This is a genomic window from Limimaricola pyoseonensis, from assembly GCF_900102015.1.
Classification (GTDB): Bacteria; Pseudomonadota; Alphaproteobacteria; order Rhodobacterales; family Rhodobacteraceae; genus Limimaricola; species Limimaricola pyoseonensis.
Genome location: NZ_FNAT01000009.1, coordinates 1 through 17,481, shown reverse-complemented (window position 1 = coordinate 17,481; position 17,481 = coordinate 1). Strand labels below are relative to the sequence as shown.

Annotated in this window: 16 protein-coding genes and 1 pseudogene; all 17 read left to right on the top strand. The window is 70.0% G+C overall.

Going from position 1 to position 17,481, the window contains the following annotated elements:
- Positions 1-21: 21 nt before the first annotated feature.
- Positions 22-1,056, top strand: a complete 1,035-nt coding sequence (locus BLT43_RS15810; RefSeq protein WP_090114420.1) for an Atu2307/SP_0267 family LLM class monooxygenase — start codon at positions 22-24, stop codon at positions 1,054-1,056.
- On the top strand, positions 1,056-1,514 hold the full coding sequence (locus BLT43_RS15805) for a metallophosphoesterase family protein (RefSeq protein WP_207497610.1): 459 nt from the start codon (positions 1,056-1,058) through the stop codon (positions 1,512-1,514). Before BLT43_RS15810 ends, BLT43_RS15805 begins: the two co-directional genes overlap by 1 nt.
- A 114-nt stretch (positions 1,515-1,628) precedes the next feature.
- Positions 1,629-2,687 carry a C4-dicarboxylate TRAP transporter substrate-binding protein gene (locus BLT43_RS15800; protein WP_090114418.1) on the top strand — a complete coding sequence of 353 codons (1,059 nt, stop codon included), beginning with the start codon at positions 1,629-1,631 and terminating at the stop codon, positions 2,685-2,687.
- Positions 2,688-2,840: 153 nt separating this feature from the next.
- Positions 2,841-3,359, top strand: coding sequence for a TRAP transporter small permease (locus BLT43_RS15795; RefSeq protein WP_090114416.1), 519 nt, complete (start codon positions 2,841-2,843; stop codon positions 3,357-3,359).
- 3 nt (positions 3,360-3,362) lie between these two features.
- Entirely contained in the window at positions 3,363-4,700 is a 1,338-nt protein-coding gene (locus tag BLT43_RS15790; RefSeq protein WP_090114414.1) for a TRAP transporter large permease, read from the top strand.
- 7 nt (positions 4,701-4,707) lie between these two features.
- Positions 4,708-5,520, top strand: a complete 813-nt coding sequence (locus BLT43_RS15785; protein WP_090114412.1) for an IclR family transcriptional regulator — start codon at positions 4,708-4,710, stop codon at positions 5,518-5,520.
- 88 nt (positions 5,521-5,608) lie between these two features.
- Complete coding sequence (locus BLT43_RS15780; RefSeq protein WP_090114410.1) at positions 5,609-7,696, top strand: 3-hydroxyacyl-CoA dehydrogenase NAD-binding domain-containing protein; 2,088 nt, start codon at positions 5,609-5,611, stop codon at positions 7,694-7,696.
- A 14-nt stretch (positions 7,697-7,710) separates the two neighbouring features.
- Positions 7,711-8,886 carry an acetyl-CoA C-acyltransferase gene (locus tag BLT43_RS15775; protein ID WP_090114409.1) on the top strand — a complete coding sequence of 392 codons (1,176 nt, stop codon included), beginning with the start codon at positions 7,711-7,713 and terminating at the stop codon, positions 8,884-8,886.
- A gap of 13 nt (positions 8,887-8,899) precedes the next feature.
- Entirely contained in the window at positions 8,900-10,096 is a 1,197-nt protein-coding gene (locus tag BLT43_RS15770; protein ID WP_090114407.1) for an acyl-CoA dehydrogenase family protein, read from the top strand.
- 11 nt (positions 10,097-10,107) lie between these two features.
- The gene (locus tag BLT43_RS15765) at positions 10,108-11,232 is read left to right on the top strand and encodes an acyl-CoA dehydrogenase family protein (RefSeq protein ID WP_090114405.1); all 1,125 of its coding nucleotides are present in this window, start codon (positions 10,108-10,110) and stop codon (positions 11,230-11,232) included.
- Positions 11,233-11,241: 9 nt separating this feature from the next.
- Positions 11,242-11,673 carry a PaaI family thioesterase gene (locus BLT43_RS15760; protein ID WP_090114403.1) on the top strand — a complete coding sequence of 144 codons (432 nt, stop codon included), beginning with the start codon at positions 11,242-11,244 and terminating at the stop codon, positions 11,671-11,673.
- The gene (locus BLT43_RS15755) at positions 11,670-12,464 is read left to right on the top strand and encodes an oxepin-CoA hydrolase, alternative type (protein ID WP_090114401.1); all 795 of its coding nucleotides are present in this window, start codon (positions 11,670-11,672) and stop codon (positions 12,462-12,464) included. Before BLT43_RS15760 ends, BLT43_RS15755 begins: the two co-directional genes overlap by 4 nt.
- Entirely contained in the window at positions 12,461-13,480 is a 1,020-nt protein-coding gene (locus tag BLT43_RS15750) for an NAD(P)H-dependent flavin oxidoreductase (protein ID WP_090114399.1), read from the top strand. Before BLT43_RS15755 ends, BLT43_RS15750 begins: the two co-directional genes overlap by 4 nt.
- Complete coding sequence (locus tag BLT43_RS15745; RefSeq protein ID WP_090114397.1) at positions 13,477-15,024, top strand: class I adenylate-forming enzyme family protein; 1,548 nt, start codon at positions 13,477-13,479, stop codon at positions 15,022-15,024. Before BLT43_RS15750 ends, BLT43_RS15745 begins: the two co-directional genes overlap by 4 nt.
- 1 nt (position 15,025) lies before the next feature.
- Positions 15,026-16,237 (top strand): acyl-CoA dehydrogenase, encoded by a 1,212-nt coding sequence (locus BLT43_RS15740; protein WP_090114396.1) that lies wholly within the window; start codon positions 15,026-15,028, stop codon positions 16,235-16,237.
- Between the two features lie 14 nt (positions 16,238-16,251).
- Entirely contained in the window at positions 16,252-17,010 is a 759-nt protein-coding gene (locus BLT43_RS15735) for an electron transfer flavoprotein subunit beta/FixA family protein (RefSeq protein ID WP_090114394.1), read from the top strand.
- Positions 17,010-17,481, top strand: a pseudogene (locus tag BLT43_RS15730) (electron transfer flavoprotein subunit alpha/FixB family protein); the annotation flags it as partial. The gene BLT43_RS15735 and the pseudogene BLT43_RS15730, both read left to right, overlap by 1 nt.

Sequence of the window (17,481 nt, the reverse complement as noted above, 5' to 3'; positions counted from 1 at the left end):
AAGCTGCAATCGGAGATGGACATGGAACTCGGGCTCTACACCTTCGGCGATGTCGGCCGCGACCCGGTGAGCGGGGCGCTGGTCGACCCGGCGCTCAGGCTGTCGCAGCTGATCGAGGAGATCGCGCTGGCCGACGAGGTGGGGCTCGACCTGTTCGGACTGGGCGAGCATCACCGCCCCGACTATGCCGTCTCGGCCCCCGCCGTGGCGCTCGCGGCCGCCGCGCCGCGCACGAAACGCATCCGGCTGTCGAGCGCGGTGAGCGTGCTGAGCTCCGACGACCCGATCCGGGTGTTCCAGCAATTCGCCACGCTCGACGCGCTGACCCATGGCCGGGCCGAGATCATCGCCGGGCGCGGCTCCTTCATCGAGAGCTTCCCGCTCTTCGGCCACGACCTCGAGGATTACGAGGACCTGTTCGAGGAGAAGTTGCAGCTTCTGATGGAGCTGAACGAGGGCGAGGTGGTGCGCTGGCCCGGCAGCGCCCACACCCGGCCCATCCCGTCGCGCGGGGTCTATCCGCGCCCGGTGCAGGGCAAGCTGCCTATCTGGCGCGCGGTGGGCGGCTCGCCGCAGTCGGTGGCGCGGGCCGGCGCGCTCGGCCTGCCGATGGCGCTGGCGATCATCGGCGGCGAGCCCGCGCGCTTCGCGCCGCTCTTCGATCTCTACCGCAAGAGTGCCGAGCGGGCAGGGCATGACGCCGGCGCGCTCAAGACCTCGCTCAACGTGCATGGCTTCGTCGCCGAGGACAGCCAGCGCGCCGCCGACATCATCTACCCGGCGCAGGCCGAGGTGATGAACCGCATCGGCCGCGAACGCGGCTGGGGGCCGACCAGCCGGGCGCAGTTCGACGCGGCGCGCGGGCCCGAGGGCGCGCAGTTCGTCGGCAGCCCGGCGGAACTGGTGGACAAGATCCTGAGGCTCCACGAGCTGTTCGGCTTCGACCGGATGCTGATACAGATGGCGATCGGGGTCTATGACCACGCGCATCTGATGAAGGCGATCGAGCTTCTGGGCACCGAGGTCGCGCCGGCGCTGCGCAAGGCCACCGGCTGATGCGGGTCGGGGTGATCTCGGACACCCACGGGCTGCTGCGGCCCGAGGCGATCGACGCGCTCGAGGGCTGCGACCACATCCTGCACGCGGGCGACATCGGCCGCGACGGGCTGATCGGGGAGCTGGAGGCCATCGCTCCGGTCACCGCGATTCGCGGTAATGTCGACACCGAGGGCTGGGCCGCCCGATTCCTCGAGACCGTCGAGACCGAACTGGCCGGCACCCGCATCCACATGCGCCACGACCTGAAGACGCTGGGCTTCGATCCGGGCGAGCGGAACATCGCCGTGGTGGTCTCGGGCCATTCGCACAAGCCGCTGATCGAAAGCCGGGGCGGGGTGCTGTTTCTCAACCCCGGTGCGGCGGGCAAGCGGCGGTTCCGCCTGCCGGTCACGCTGGCCCGGCTCGATCTCGGGCCCGCTGGCCCACGGGCCGAACTCGTCCATCTCATCGATTGATGCTTTTGCCGCGCTGCGGCGTAAGTCGCGGGTTGCCAGCGGCATGGTCCCTCCCGTAGGTTTCGACGTGCAGAATATAATTCCACTATGCGAAACTTCAGGGAGGAGACTGAAATGACGCGATTTCTGAAGGCGGCGCTCGCCTCGACGATTCTCGCCGGTGCCACGCTCGGCTCCATCGCCCATGCCGAAACCACGCTGTTCTTCGGCGAGGCAGGCCCGAACCGCGGCGCCCGCGCCGACGCGCTGAACTGGTTCGTCGAGGACGTGGCCGAGCGCACCGGCGGCGAGCTGAACTTCGACGTGCAATGGGGCGGCGCCCTGTTCAAGGCCGATGCCGCCGCGCAGGCCGTGGCCGATGGCGTGGCCGATGCGGGCACCATCATCGCCGTCTACTTCCCGCAGGAGATGCTGGCCTACGGCATCGCCGACCTGCCGGTGCAGAACCCCGACCCCTGGGTCGGCATGAAGGCCACCGACGAGCTGATGCGCAACTCCGACGCCATCGCGCAGAACCTCGCCGACCAGAACCTCGTCTATATCGGCACCTACACCACCTCGGCCGTGCATATCGGCTGCAAGGGCACGGCGATCCGCACCGTCGAGGACATCGAGGGGCTGAAGGTCCGCGGCGTCGGCGCCTATGGCAAGACCTTCGCCGATTTCGGCGCCAACCTCGTCAACATGTCGATCTACGACGCCTATCAGGGCCTCGACACCGGCCTGCTCGACTGCTCGCAGGGCTACTCCTACGCGGTCGGCGCGCTGAACCAGCAGGAGGTGATGGACAGCTACACCCTGCTGAACTGGGGCCAGGTCGGCGCGCTCGGCATCTTCATGAACAAGGACGTCTTCGACGGCCTGCCCGAGGACCAGCAGCAGGCGCTGATGGAAGCCGGCAAGGGACTGTCGGACGAGTTCGGCCGCCTGATCAACGCCGACAACGAGGCCGCGATCGAGAAGATGAAGGAAGCCGGCGTCGAGATCATCGAGCTGCCGGCCGAGGAGCGCGGCAAGCTGGTCGAGAAGGGCAACACCTATCTCGAGGAGTGGGTCGCCCAGGCCGATGCCGCCGGTCTCGAGGGCGAGGCGCTGCTCGACGAGTACCGCGCGCTGATCGAGAAGTACCAGGCCGAGCGCGACGAGCAGGGCTACCCCTGGGAGCGCGGCTGATCCGCGCCCGACGCGGGCCCGACACCGGGCCTGACGGGGCCTGACGGGGCCGCGGCGCGTCTCACCCGCGCCGCAGCCCACCCCCACCCCTGAAATTCCGACTGCCGCCGGGCCACGGGACGCGATCGCGCGTCCCGGCCGGGGAGGAGCGAGATGCTGAGCCGTATCGAGAAACTGCTGCTGGACCTCGCCGTGATCGCCGTGATCGCGCTGGGGCTCCTGATCACCGTGAGCGTGGTGCTGCGCGCGACGCTGAATTCGGGCATTCCCGACACCATCGTCATGGTGCGCGAGCTGATGGTCGCGGCCATCGTGCTGCCGCTGGCCTCGACCGCCGCGGCGCGCGCCAACATCGTCGTCGAGGTGATCTCCGAACGGCTGCCGCGGCGCACGCAGGACTGGCTCGTCGTGCTCGGCTCGGCCGTGGGCCTCCTGGCGCTGGCGCCGCTGATCTGGGCCGGCTGGCGCGAGGCTGTGCACACGCTCGAAAGCGGCAGCTTCTTCTTCGGCCAGCTCTCGCTGCCGAAATGGCCGGGCCGGGTGCTGTTCCTGTTCGGCGTCACCTTCTGCTGGATCCGTCTCGCGGTTCAGATGACCGGCGACATCTCCACCATCCGTTCGGGCGGCCACGTGCTCGTCCCGGCCAAGCACAACCCCCACGAAGAGGTCTGATCCATGGACGGCACCCTCATCGGTCTCGTCGCCTTCGGCGCGGTCCTCGGTCTGCTGGCGCTGCGCGTGCCGATCGCCTTCGCGCTGGCCTCGATCGCGACCATCGGCACCTTCGTCATCTTCGCCTTCCGCACCGGCGCCTTCGCGCCCGAGCGCGCGATCCGGCCGACCTCGTCGCTGGTCTTCTCGAACTCCTTCGACCTGATTCACAGCTACGACCTGTCGATGATCCCGCTCTTCGTGGCGCTCGGACACATCGCCTACCGGGCCGAGATCACCACCAAGATCTACCACGCCGCCCGCGTCTGGCTGGCCGGCGTGCCCGGCGGCGTCGCCATGGCCTCGGTCGTGGGTTGCGGCGGCTTCTCGGCGATCACCGGATCGTCGATCGCCTGCGCCTCGACCATGGGCCGGATCTGCACGCCCGAGATGCTGTCGGTGGGCTACGACAAGCGCCTCGCCACCGCGAGCGTCGCGGCCGGCGGCACGCTGGGCTCGCTGATCCCGCCCTCGGTGCTGTTCATCATCTACGGCATCTTCACCGAGACCTCGATCAGCGCGCTGTTCCTCGCGGGCATCCTGCCGGGCCTCGTCTCGCTCCTGGGCTTCCTGCTCGTCATCTACATCTGGGTGAAGCGCGACCCGGCCGCGGCGCCGGCCTTCACCGGCACCATCACCATGGGCGAGCGCGGCCGCGCCGCGCTCGAGGCTTGGCCCGCGGTGCTTCTGTTCGTGATCATCGTCGGCGGCATCTATGGCGGCATCTTCACCGCCACCGAGGCGGCGGCGGTCTGCGTCTCGGCCGCGGTGCTGATCGGCTTCGTGCAGCGCAAGCTCAGCCTGCGCGACATCTGGGAAAGCCTGCGCGAGACCTGCATCCAGACCACCTCGATCTTCCTGATCGCGGCGGGCGCCAAGATCTTCGTGGCCTTCATCGCGCTCACAGGCGTCGCGCCCGACATCGTCGAGGCCGTCACCGCGGCCGAGCTGTCGCCGGTGCTGCTGCTCGCCGCGATCGCGCTGATCTACCTGGCGCTCGGCATGTTCCTCGACCCGATCGGCATCATGGTGCTGACCCTGCCGCTGATGATCCCGCTGATCGAGACCTATGGCTGGGACCTGATCTGGTTCGGCGTCGTGGTCATCAAGCTTCTGGAAATCGGCCTGATCACCCCGCCCGTCGGCCTCAACGTCTTCGTCATCGCCGGCGTGGTCGGGCGCGACGTGCCGATCGACCGGATCTTCTCGGGCATCGCGCGGTTCCTCTCCGTGGACGTGCTGGTGTTGATCCTGATCATGGCGGTGCCGGCGCTGTCGCTGCTCATCCCGACATCGATGTGAGGCGGGGATGAAGATCGAGGACGAAAGCCAGGACCGCCGCTTCGCCACCACGCTCGCCCGGGGCCTGTCGGTGCTGCGCGCCTTCCGCCCCTCCGATGACGGGTTGGGCAACGCGGAGATCTCGGAGCGCACGGGCCTGCCCAAGAGCACGGTCTCGCGGCTGACCTTCACGCTGCAGTCGCTGGGCTACCTGACCCATGCGCGCCGCCACGACCGCTACCGCCCCGGCCCGGCGCTGCTGGCCCTGGGCAACGTGGCCAGCGCCTCGATCTCCTTCGTGGAGCTGTCGGGGCCGATCATGCAGCGGCTGGCCGACGCCACCGGCACGCTGGCGCTCCTGTCGGTGCGCGACCGCGGCCGGGTGCTGATCACCAAGACCTGGCGGCCGCAGGGCGTGTCCTCGATCTGGCTCGAGGTCGGCCACAGGCTGCCCTTCAAGGGGTCGAGCTCGGGCCATGCCATGCTGGCCTCGCTCTCCGAGGAGGGCTTCGCGCAGGCGGTGGCCGAGGCGCAGGGCCATCGCGGCCTGACCGAGGAGATCGCCCGGGCCGCCCGGCGCGCGGCCTACACGCAGCTCGTCACCGAGGGCTTCGTGATCGCCGACCCCGACGCCTATTTCGCGGCCAACATCCACGCGGTGTCGGTGCCGTTCCAGTCGCGCGACCTGAGCGAGCCGGTGATCTTCACCTGCGGGGCGATGCCCAAGGATCTGAGCATGGAGCGGATGCGCGAGGAGGTCGGCCCGAAGCTGCACGAGAGCGTGCGCGAGCTGGAGCGGATCATGGGGCAGGGGCCGTTCCTGACCCGCCACGACATCTGACGTCATAATTCCGCATGTCGGAATTGAAATTTACATGTTGAAACTGAGGCGGCCGAGCCGTTAGGTTGCCCGCCAAGAGGAGGATCACATGGCTGGAACAGTGCATTTCGAAAGCCGCGGCCGGATCGCGGTGATCACCGTGGACCACGCGCCGGTGAACGCGCTCGGCCGCGACGTGCGGGCCGGGCTGGTCGAGGCGATCGAGCGCTTCGAGTCCGACGCCGCCGAGATCGCCGTGATCCACGGCGCGGGCCGGCTCTTCATCGGCGGCGCCGACATCTCCGAATTCGGCAAGCCGCCGCAGGAGCCGTCGCTGCCCGACGTGGTGAACCGCATCGAGGCCTGCACCAAGCCGGTCGTCGCCGCGATCCACGGCGCGGCGCTGGGGGGCGGGCTCGAGGTCGCGCTCGGCGCGCATTACCGCGTCGTGGTGCCCGGCGCCTCGCTCGGCCTGCCCGAGACCAAGCTCGGCGTCATCCCCGGCGCCGGCGGCACGCAGCGCGCGCCGCGCCTCGCCGGCGTCGAGGCGACGCTCGACATGGTTACCACCGGCACGCCGGTCTCGGCCGCGCGTGCGGTCGAGATGGGCCTCGCCGACAAGCTGGGGCAGGGCGAGGCGCTCGAGGCCGGGCTCGCCTACGCCGAGGAGCTCTTGGCGCAGGGCGCGGGCCCGCGCCCGGTGCGGGCCATGGACGCGCCCGCGCATGACGCCGCGCTGTTCGAGGCCGGCCGCAGCGCGCTGCAGAAGAAGCTGCGCGGCGAGGTCGCCCCGCTCGCGGCGCTCGATGCGGTCGAGGCGACGACGAAGCTTTCCTTCGACGAGGGCCTCGCCGAGGAACGCCGGCAGTTCATGAAGATGATGGAGACGCCGCAGCGCGCCGGCCTGATCCACGCCTTCTTCATCGAGCGCAAGGTCGCCAAGCTGCCCGAGATCGAGGGCGTCGCCCCGCGCGGCTTTTCGCAGATCGGCGTGATCGGCGGCGGCACCATGGGGGCGGGCATCGCCACCGCCTCGCTGCTGCGCGGCCTTTCGGTGACGCTGGCCGAGCGCGACGACGACGCGGCCGCCCGCGCCCGCGCCACCATCGAAAAGAACCTCGCGGCTGCGGTGAAGCGCGGCAAGCTTTCGGAAGACAAGCGCGACGCGATCCTGTCGGACGCGCTGTCCTGCGTCACCGGCTACGACGCGCTGAGCGGGGCCGACGTGATCATCGAGGCCGTGTTCGAGAGCATGGACGTCAAGAAGGAGGTGTTCCGCGAGCTTGACCGGGTCGCCAAGCCCGGCGCGGTGCTCGCCACCAACACCTCCTATCTCGACATCGACGAGATCGCCCAGGCGACCTCGCGCCCAGCGGACGTGATCGGGCTGCACTTCTTCTCGCCCGCCCACGTCATGAAGCTTCTGGAGGTGGTCGTCGCAAAGGAGACCGCGCCCGAGGTGACTGCCACGGCCTTCGCGCTCGGCAAGAAGCTGGGCAAGGTCTCGGTCCGCGCCGGCGTCTGCGACGGCTTCATCGGTAATCGCATCCTCGCGCATTACCGCGCCGCGGCCGACGCGATGATCCTCGACGGCGCGAGCCCCTACCAGATCGACCGGGCGCTGCGCGAGTTCGGCTTCCCGATGGGCCCCTACCAGGTGGGCGATCTCGCGGGCCTCGACATCGGCTACATGACGCGCCAGCGGAAGGCCGACCAGCGCCACGAGAAAGATCGCTACCCCGGCTGGGCCGACACGCTCTACGAGATGGGTCGTCTCGGCCAGAAGACCGGCCGCGGCTACTACATCTACGACGAGGAAAGCCCGCGCGGCCGCCCCGACCCCGAGGTCGAGGAGATCATCGCGCGTGAGCGCGAGAAGCAGGGCGTGACCCCGCGCGACTTCACCGATGCCGAGATCGTCGAGCGCTACATGGCCGCCATGGTCAACGAGAGCGCCCGCGTGGTCGAGGAGGGCATCGCGCAGCGTCCGCTCGATGTCGATGTCACGCTGCTCTACGGCTACGGCTTCCCGCGCCATCGCGGCGGCCCGATGCATCACGCCGACAGCGAGGGGCTCGCGACCATCCGTGACCGGATCAGGCGCTACGCCGAAGAGGACGACCATTTCTGGAAGGTCGCGCCGCTGCTCGACCGCCTCGCCAACGAGAATTCCACATTCGCCAGCCTGAACGGCTGAAAGGGAGAGACGACATGACCGACGCCGTCATCGTATCCACCGCCCGCACGCCGATCGGCAAGGCCGCGCGCGGCGCGTTCAACATCACCCACGGGGCCGACATGGCGGGCCACGTCGCCCGCCACGCGGTCGAGCGTGCCGGCATCGACCCGGCGCTGATCGAGGACGCGATCTTCGGCTGCGGCTACCCGGAATACGTCACCGGCGGCAACATCGCCCGCCAGGCGGTGATCCGTGCCGGGCTGCCGGTCTCGGTCGCGGGCGCCACCGTCAACCGCTTCTGCGCGTCGGGCCTGCAGGCGGTCGCCATGGGCGGCCACATGATCGCGCAGGAAGGCGCGAAGGCCGTGCTGGTGGGTGGCGTCGAGAGCATCTCGATGGTGCAGCCGACCCCGCGCCATTCGCGCAACGAATGGATCGAGGAGCACAAGCCCGCGCTCTACCACGCGATGATCGAGACCGCCGACACCGTGGCCAAGCGCTACGGCATCTCGCGCGAGGCGCAGGACGAGCTGGCGCTGTCGAGCCAGCAGCGGACCGCCGAGGCCCAGAAGGCCGGGCGCTACGACGCCGAGATCGCGCCGATGGAAGTGACCAAGGCCGTCAAGGACAAGGAGACCGGCGAGGTCTCCCACGTCACCGAGACGATCTCGATGGACGAGTGCAACCGCCCCTCGACTAACTTGGAGGGTCTGCAGAAGCTGCAGCCGGTGCGCGGCGAGGGCAACTTCATCACCGCCGGCAATGCCAGCCAGCTCTCGGACGGCGCTGCCGCTCTGGTGATGATGGACCGCAAGGAGGCCGAGCGCCTCGGCCTCGACATCCTCGGCGCCTTCCGCGGCTTTGCCGTCGCGGGCTGCGAGCCCGACGAGATGGGCATCGGCCCGGTCTTCGCGGTGCCGCGCCTGCTGGAGCGTCAGGGCCTCACCGTCGACGACATCGACCTGTGGGAGCTGAACGAGGCCTTCGCCTCCCAGGCGCTCTACTGCCGCGACACGCTCGGCATCGACAACGACAAGCTGAACGTCTCTGGCGGCTCGATCTCGATCGGCCATCCCTTCGGCATGACCGGCGCGCGGATGACCGGCCACCTCCTGATCGAGGGCCGCCGTCGCGGCGCCAAGCTGGGCGTCGTCACCATGTGCATCGGCGGCGGCCAGGGCGCGGCCGGCCTGTTCGAGATCTACTGAGAAGGGGACCGCAATGGACCTGAACTTCACGGATGAGCAGAAGGCCTTCCGCGCCGAGGTGCGGAGCTTTCTGGAGCAGAAACTGCCCAAGCGCCTGTCGGACAAGGTCCGTCTCGGCCAGCGGCTGACCAAGGACGACTACGAGGAATGGCACGCCATCCTCAACGAACGCGGCTGGCTCGCCGGCAACTGGCCGAAGGAGCATGGCGGCGCCGGCTGGAACGCGGTCGAGCGGCACATCTTCGAGGAGGAGACCACCGCCGCCCACGCCCCGCGCATCGTGCCCTTCGGGCTCGCCATGCTCGGCCCGGTGCTGCAGAAGTTCGGCTCGAAGGAGCAGCAGGAGTACTGGCTGCCGCGCATCCTCAACGGCGACGACTGGTGGTGCCAGGGCTATTCCGAGCCCGGCGCGGGCTCCGACCTCGCCTCGGTCAAGACGACGGCGGTGCGCGACGGCGACCACTACGTGGTCAACGGCCAGAAGACCTGGACCACGCTGGGCCAGCACGCCAACATGATCTTCTGCCTCGTGCGCACCTCGAAGGAGGGCAAGCCGCAGGAGGGCATCTCCTTCCTGCTGGTCGACATGAACGACCCCGGCGTGACGGTGCGGCCGATCGTGCTGATCGACGGCGAGGCCGAGGTAAACGAGGTTTTCTTCGACAACGTGCGGGTGCCGGCCGAGAACCTCGTCGGCGAGGAGAACAAGGGCTGGACCTACGCCAAGTACCTGCTGACGCATGAGCGCACCAACATCGCGGGCGTGGGCTTCGCCAATGCCGGCCTCGCCAACCTCAAGCGCATCGCCTCGCTCGAGCAGTCGAACGGCCGCCCGCTGATCGAGGACCCGCTCTTCGCGGCGCAGATCGCCGAGGTGGAGATCGCGCTGATGGCGATGGCCACGACCAACCTGCGGGTGGTCTCGGCCGCCGCCGCCGGCCAGGCGCCGGGCGCGGAAAGCTCGATGCTGAAGATCAAGGGCACCGTGCTGCGGCAGGAGATCAACGCGCTGACCAAGCAGGCGGTCGGGCCCTACGCCATGCCCTTCGTCTCCGAGGCGCTGGAGGCGGGCAGCAATGTCGGCCCGGTGGGCCCGGACTACGCGATGTCGGCCACGCCGCATTACCTGAACAACCGCAAGCTCTCGATCTATGGCGGATCGAACGAGGTGCAGAAGACGATCATCGCCAAGGCGATCCTGGAACTCTGAGGGGGCGGGACATGAACTTCCAACTGACCGAAGAGCGGCAGATGCTGCAGGACGGGCTGCGCCGCTTTCTCGCGGACGCGGTGACCCCGCAGGCGCTGAAGGCCGCGGAAGAGACCGGCTCGTCGCCCGAGATCTGGGCCGGGCTGGCCGAGATGGGCGTCGCGGGCGCGCTGTTCACCGAAGAGCAGGGCGGCTTCGGCGGCATGGGCTTCGACCTGATGACCGTGTTCGAGGAGCTGGGCCGCGCCGGCGCGACCGAGCCGCTGCTCGAGATCCTGCTGGCCGGCGGGCTGATCGCCGAGCTGGGCGACGCGGCGCAGCAGGCGCTGGTCGAGCAGGCGGCCGAGGGCGGATTGCAGCTGGCGCTCGCGCATGGCGAGCCGGCCAGCCGTTTCGACCTCGAGCGGGTCGAGACCCGCGCCGTGAAGGCCGGCGAGGCCTGGACGCTGTCGGGCCGCAAGTCGGTCGTCGTCAACGGCGCGCAGGCCGACCGGATCGTCGTCTCGGCCCGCACGGCCGGCGAGGTCGGCGACCGCGACGGCATCAGCCTGTTCCTGCTGCCCAAGGGCACGGCCGGCGTCGAGATCCGCGACTACCCGCTCAGCCAGGGCGGCCGCGCCGCCGAGCTGGTGCTGGAGAACGTCGAGCTGCCCGCCGACGCGCTGCTGGGCGAGGAGGGCCGCGCCCTCGACGCGATCGAGACCGCGCAGGCCCGCGGCACCGCCGCGCTCTGCGCCGACGCGCTCGGCGCGATGGAGACGGCGCGGGCGCTGACCGGCGACTATCTCAAGACCCGTAAGCAGTTCGGCCAGCCGATCGGCAAGTTCCAGGCGCTGCAGCACCGCGCCGCCGAGATGCTGATCGAGATCGAGCAGGCCCGCTCGGCGGTGATCAACCTCTGCGGCCATCTCGAGGCCGACCGCGCCACGCGCGAGATCCACGTCTCGGCGACCAAGCACCTGGTCGGCAAGGCCGCCCGGCTGGTGGCCGAGGAATCGATCCAGATGCATGGCGGCATCGGCGTCACCGAGGAGTACGACCTCGGCCGCTTCGCCCGCCGGCTGTCGATGCTCGACCAGCGCTTCGGCGACGCGACCTACCATCTCGGCCGCTTCGTGCGGCTGAAGGCGGCCTGAGGCGACCTGATGAGCGGGGAGGGGATCATCAGGGGCGAGACCGGCGCGCAGCGGCTGATCGGCTACGTGCTGGACGTGGGCCAGAGCGACGGGCGCGCGCGCTGCCACCTGACCGTGACGGCGGATCACACCAACCGTCACGGCATGCTGCATGGCGGGATCGTCGCCACGATCCTCGACAACGCCATGGGCGCGACCGGCAGCCTGAGCCGCGATCCGGAGGGGCGCTCGCCCTTCCTGACCATCTCGCTCAACACGCAGTATCTCTCGCCCGCACGCGCGGGCGAGGCGCTGACGGCGACGGGGCGCATCACCGGCGGTGGCCGGTCGCTGTGCTTCGTCGAGGGGGAACTGCGCGCCGACGAGGACGGGCGGCTCGTGGCCACGGCCACGGGCGTGTTCAAGCCCGTCCCGGCGCACCGGCAGGGAGGAAAGACATGACCGCCGCACGGATCGAGGACTGGGGCGACAGGCTGATCGTCTGGAACCTGAACGCGGGTCGGCGCGGTGCGCTGACCGCCGATTACTACCCGGTGCTGCACGAGGCGCTGGCCATCGCCGCGGCCGAGCCGCGCATCGTCGCGGTGATCCTCGTCAGCGAGGGCGGCTTCTTCAGCGCCGGCGGCGATCTCAACGTGCTGGCCACCCGCGCGGCGCAGACCGAGGCCGAGCGGCGCGGCAACATCGAGAAGCTGCACGACCTGATCCGCGCGGTGCATGACTGCCCCAAGCCGGTGATTGCCGCGATCGAGGGCGGCGCCGCCGGGGCCGGGCTGTCGCTGGCGCTGGCCTGCGACCTGAGCGTGGCGGCGCGCGACGCGCGCTTCACCGCCGCTTATGTCAAGGCGGGCCTCGTGCCCGACGCCGGCCTGACCCACGCGCTGGCCGCCGGCCTGCCGCGCGCGCTTGCCAACCGCATGGTGCTCTTGGGCGAACCGGTGGGGGCCGAGCGTCTGCACGCGCTCGGCGCGCTGTCGGAACTGGCCGAGCCCGGCACGGCCTTCGACGCCGCGCTCGAACTGGCCAACCGCCTCGCCAGCGGCCCCTCGGCCACGCAGGGCGCGATCAAGGCGCTGATGACCGGCGCCGCCGGCGGCGACCTGCACGCGCAGCTCGACGCCGAGCGCGACGCCATGGCGCATGCGCAGGGCACGCCCGAGGCCGCCGAGGGCATCCGCGCCTTCCTCGAGAAGCGCGCACCGGATTTCGCGAAACTCAGGGAGACGACATGACCGACCCGGCCTTCGACACCGCCGTCACCCGCGCCTACGGCACCAAGCTTCCGGTCGTGGCCGGCGGGCTGATGTGGCTCTCCGACGCGGCCTATGTCTCGGCCTGCGCCCGCGCCGGCATCATCGGCTTCATCACCGCCGCGAGCTTTCCCGACCCCGACGCGCTGCGCGCCGAGATCCGCCGCACGCGCGAAATGGCCGAGGGCGGGGCCTTCGGCGTCAACGTCTCGATGCTGCCCAAGCTGGTGCCGGGCGAGCGCACCGGCGAGATCTTCGAGCTGATCGCCGAGGAGGGCGTGCGCTTCGTCGAGACCTCGGGCCGCAACCCCGAGCCTTGGCTGCCGATGCTGAAGGCGGCGGGCATCACCGTGCTGCACAAGGTGCCGAGCGTCCGCTACGCCGAGAAGGCGCAGGCGGTCGGGGTCGACATGGTCTCGATCGTCGGGGCCGAATGCGGCGGCCATCCGGGCATGGACCTCGTTGGCAGCTTCGTGAACCTCGCGCTGGCCGAGCGCCGGCTGAAGATCCCCTTCCTGCTGGGCGGCGGCGTCGGGCACGGCGCGCAGCTTGTCGCGGCGCTGGCGGGCGGCGCGGCGGGCGTGGTGGTCGGCACGCGTTTCCTCGTGGCCGAGGAGATCACCGCGCATCCCGACTACAAGCGCGCGCTGGCGGGGGCGAAGGAGACCGACACGATGTTGACGATGGGCAGCGTGCGCAACACGATCCGCACGCTCAGGAACGAGACGTCGGAGACGGTCGCGCGGCTGGAGGCCGAGAACCCCGAGATCGGCATCGAGGAGCTGATGCCGCATGTCGCGGGCAGGATCGGCCGCAAGGCCTACGAGACCGGCGACGTGTCGCGCGGCATGCTCTCGGCCGGGCAGTCGCTCGGGCTGACCGACCGGGTGGAGCCGCTGGCCGGGATCGTCGGCCGGCTGGAGGAGGAGGCGCGGACGGCGCTGGCGCGGTTGCGCCCGGCCCCGGCGCGCAAGGCAGAGGAGGCCGTGCAGGCATGATCGCAGCCACCGAGACACGCGCCGAGAGCGGCGCCACCGCGCGGATCGACGCGCTGATCGCCCGCCACGCGGCCGAGAGACCGCAGGCGCAGGGCCTGATCGACAGCGACGGCCGGGTGTTCGACTGGGCCGGCTACGAGGCCGCCGTCGCCGCCATGGCCGACCTGCTGCGCGACCGCGGCCTTGCCACGGGCGACCGGCTGCTGATCGTGGCCGAGAACTGCGCCGCGACGGCGCTGTCGATCTTCGCCGCCGCCCGGCTTGGCGCCATCGCGGTGCCGGTCAACGCCCGCATGACCACGGCCGAGATCGCGCGCATCACCAACCATGCCGAGCCGCGGCTGGTGGCCTACACCACCAACGTCTCGCCCGAGGCGCAGGCCCATGCCGACGCCGCGGGCGCCGAGGCGGTCGAAAGCCCGGCGGGCCGCATCGCCATCGCACAAGGGCCCGGCGGCGCCGCCGATCCGGAGGCCCGCGACGTCGCGGTGATCCTCTACACCACCGGCACCACCGGCGATCCCAAGGGCGTCATGCTTACCCATGCCAATCTGCGCTTCGCCGGCAACGCCTCCTCGGTGCTGCGCGACATGGTGCCGGGCGACCGGATCTACGGCGCGCTGCCGCTCACGCATGTGTTCGGCCTCGCCTCGATGCTGATGGCGGGCGCGACCTGCGGCGCGGCGATCCGGCTCGAGACCCGTTTCGCGCCCGACAAGCTCCTGGCCGCGCTGCAGGACGGCGCGACGGTGCTGCCGGCGGTGCCGCAGATGCATGCGCTCCTGATGAAGCACGTGGCCTCTCTCGGCCTCGACAGGCTCGAGGGCGCGCAGCTGCGCTACGTCTCGTCCGGCGCCGCCCCGCTCGACCCGGCTTGGAAGCGCAAGGCCGAGGCCTTCTACGGCCTGCCGCTTCAGAACGGCTACGGCATGACCGAGAGCACCGCCGGCGTCTGCGGCACGAAGAACCCGATCGGCACGCCCGACGTTTCGGTCGGCCCGGCGCTGCCGGGCATCGAGATCCGCATCGACCCCGAGGCGCAGGACGCCGAGGGCGTGGGCGAGATCCACACCCGCGGCCCGCACGTGATGAAGGGCTATTTCCGCAACCCGGACGAGACGGCCAAGGTGCTCGGCCCCGATGGCTGGCTGAAGACCGGCGATCTGGGTAAGATCGACGCCGAGGGGCGGCTGCACGTGGTCGGGCGCTGCAAGGAGCTGATCATCCGCTCGGGCTTCAACGTCTACCCGCCCGAGGTCGAGGCGGCGCTGAACGACCACCCGGCGGTGGTGCAGGCGGCCGTGATCGGCCGCGCGCGGCACGGCAACGAAGAGGTGCTGGCCTTCGTGCAATGCGCCGATCCCGCACCCGACGCCGCGACACTCAAGGCCCATGTCACCGGGCGACTTTCGAGTTACAAGCGGCCATCGAAGATCCTGATCGTGGACCGGCTGCCCGCCGCGGCGACCGGCAAGATCCTGAAACACAAGCTGCTCGACGCCTTCGCGGACCGTCTGGCGGCGCTCGACGCGGAGGAGAAGTAAGATGCCCAAGGACATGCAGGGCCACGGCCCCGAACTCGGCCAGTTCGACTGGTCCGACCCGTTCCTGATCGAAACCCAGCTCGACGAGGACGAGCGGATGCTGCGCGACGCGGCCCGCGCCTTCGCCGACGACAAGCTCGCGCCGCGCGTCACCGAGGCCTACCGCGAGGAGACGGCCGACCCGTCGATCTTCCGCGAGATGGGCGAGGCCGGCCTGCTCGGCGTCACCGTCGAGGAGGAGCTCGGCGGCCTGGGGGCGTCCTACGTCACCTACGGCCTGATCGCCCGCGAGGTCGAGCGCATCGACAGCGGCTACCGCTCGATGATGTCGGTGCAGTCGAGCCTCGTGATCTACCCGATCGACGCCTACGGCTCGGACGAGCAGCGCAAGAAATACCTGCCGGGCCTGTGCTCGGGCGAGCTGATCGGCTGCTTCGGCCTGACCGAGCCCGACGCGGGCTCCGACCCCGCCGGCATGAAGACCGTCGCCAAGAAGATCGACGGCGGCTACCGGCTGTCCGGCTCGAAGATGTGGATCTCCAACGCGCCCTTCGCCGACGTCTTCGTCGTCTGGGCCAAGTCCGAAGCGCATGACGGCAAGATCCGCGGCTTCGTGCTGGAAAAGGGCATGAAGGGCCTTTCGGCCCCGAAGATCGGCGGCAAGCTCTCCTTGCGCGCCTCGACCACCGGCGAGATCGTCATGGACGGCGTCGAGGTCGGCGAGGACGCGCTGCTTCCGGGCGTGCAGGGGCTCAAGGGCCCGTTCGGCTGCCTCAACCGCGCGCGCTACGGCATCAGCTGGGGCGCGATGGGCGCGGCCGAGGCCTGCTGGTTCGCGGCGCGGCAATACGGCCTCGACCGCAAGCAGTTCAACCGCCCGCTGGCGCAGACCCAGCTGTTCCAGAAAAAGCTCGCCGACATGCAGACCGAGATCGCGCTCGGGCTGCAGGGCAGCCTGCGTCTGGGCCGGCTGATGGACGAGGGCCGCGCCTCGCCCGAGCTGGTCTCGCTGATGAAGCGCAACAACTGCGGCAAGGCGCTCGAGATCGCGCGCCAGGCCCGCGACATGCATGGCGGCAACGGGATCTCCGAGGAGTTCCACGTGATGCGGCACATGATCAACCTGGAAACCGTGAACACCTACGAGGGCACGCATGACGTGCATGCGCTGATCCTCGGGCGGGCCCAGACCGGCCTGCAGGCGTTCTTCTGAGACAGGAGCGAAGCATGAAGATCCTAGTCCCCGTGAAGCGGGTGATCGACTACAACGTGAAGGTGCGCGTCAAGGGCGACGGCACGGGCGTCGATCTGGCGAACGTGAAGATGTCGATGAACCCGTTCGACGAGATCGCGGTCGAGGAGGCGATCCGCCTGAAGGAGGCCGGCGTGGCCACCGAGGTGATCGCGGTCTCGATCGGCGTCAAGCAGGCGCAGGAAACGCTGCGTACGGCTCTGGCGATGGGTGCCGACCGGGCGATCCTGGTGGTCGCGGCCGACGCGCCGGAGCAGGACATCGAGCCGCTCGCCGTCGCCAAGATCCTCGCCAAGGTGGTCGAGGCGGAGCAGCCGCAGATGGTGCTCTGCGGCAAGCAGGCGATCGACAACGACATGAACGCCACCGGGCAGATGCTCTCGGCGCTCCTGGGCTGGTCGCAGGCCACCTTCGCCTCCGAGGTGAAGATCGAGGGCGAGCACGCGCAGGTGACGCGCGAGGTCGATGGGGGCCTGCAGACCATTTCGGTCAAGCTGCCGGCGATCGTCTCCGTGGACCTGCGCCTGAACGAGCCGCGCTATGCGTCGCTGCCCAACATCATGAAGGCCAAGAAGAAGCCCTTGGACGAGAAGACGGCCGGAGATTACGGCGTCGACGTCTCGCCGCGGCTCGAGGTGGTCAGGACCGCCGAGCCGCCGGCGCGGCAGGGCGGCATGATGGTCGGCTCGGTCGACGAGCTGGTCGAGAAACTCAAAGATCTGGGGGTGGTGTGATGGCTGCTGTCCTGCTTCTGGCCGAGGTCACCGATGGCGAGCTGAACCGCGACGCCACCGCGCGCGCGCTCAGCGCCGCAAGGCAGCTCGGCGAGGTGACGCTGCTCTGCGTCGGCGCCAAGGCCAAGGGCGCGGCCGAGGCCGCCGCCACGCTCGAGGGTGTCTCGAAGGTCCTTTGCGCCGAGGACGCGCTCTACAGCCACCGCCTGGCCGAGCCGGTCGCGGCGCTGGTGGCGCAGATGGCCGAGGGCTTCGAGGTGATCGCGGCGCCCGCGACCACCGACGCCAAGAACGTCATGCCGCGCGTCGCGGCGCTCTTGGACGTGATGATCGTGCCCGACGTGCTGGCGGTGCACGAGGACGGGTCGTTCGACCGCCCGGTCTATGCCGGCAACGCGATCCAGACCGTGCGCTCGCGCGACGCGGTGAAGGTCATCACCATCCGCACCACCGGCTTCGAGCCCGCGGGCG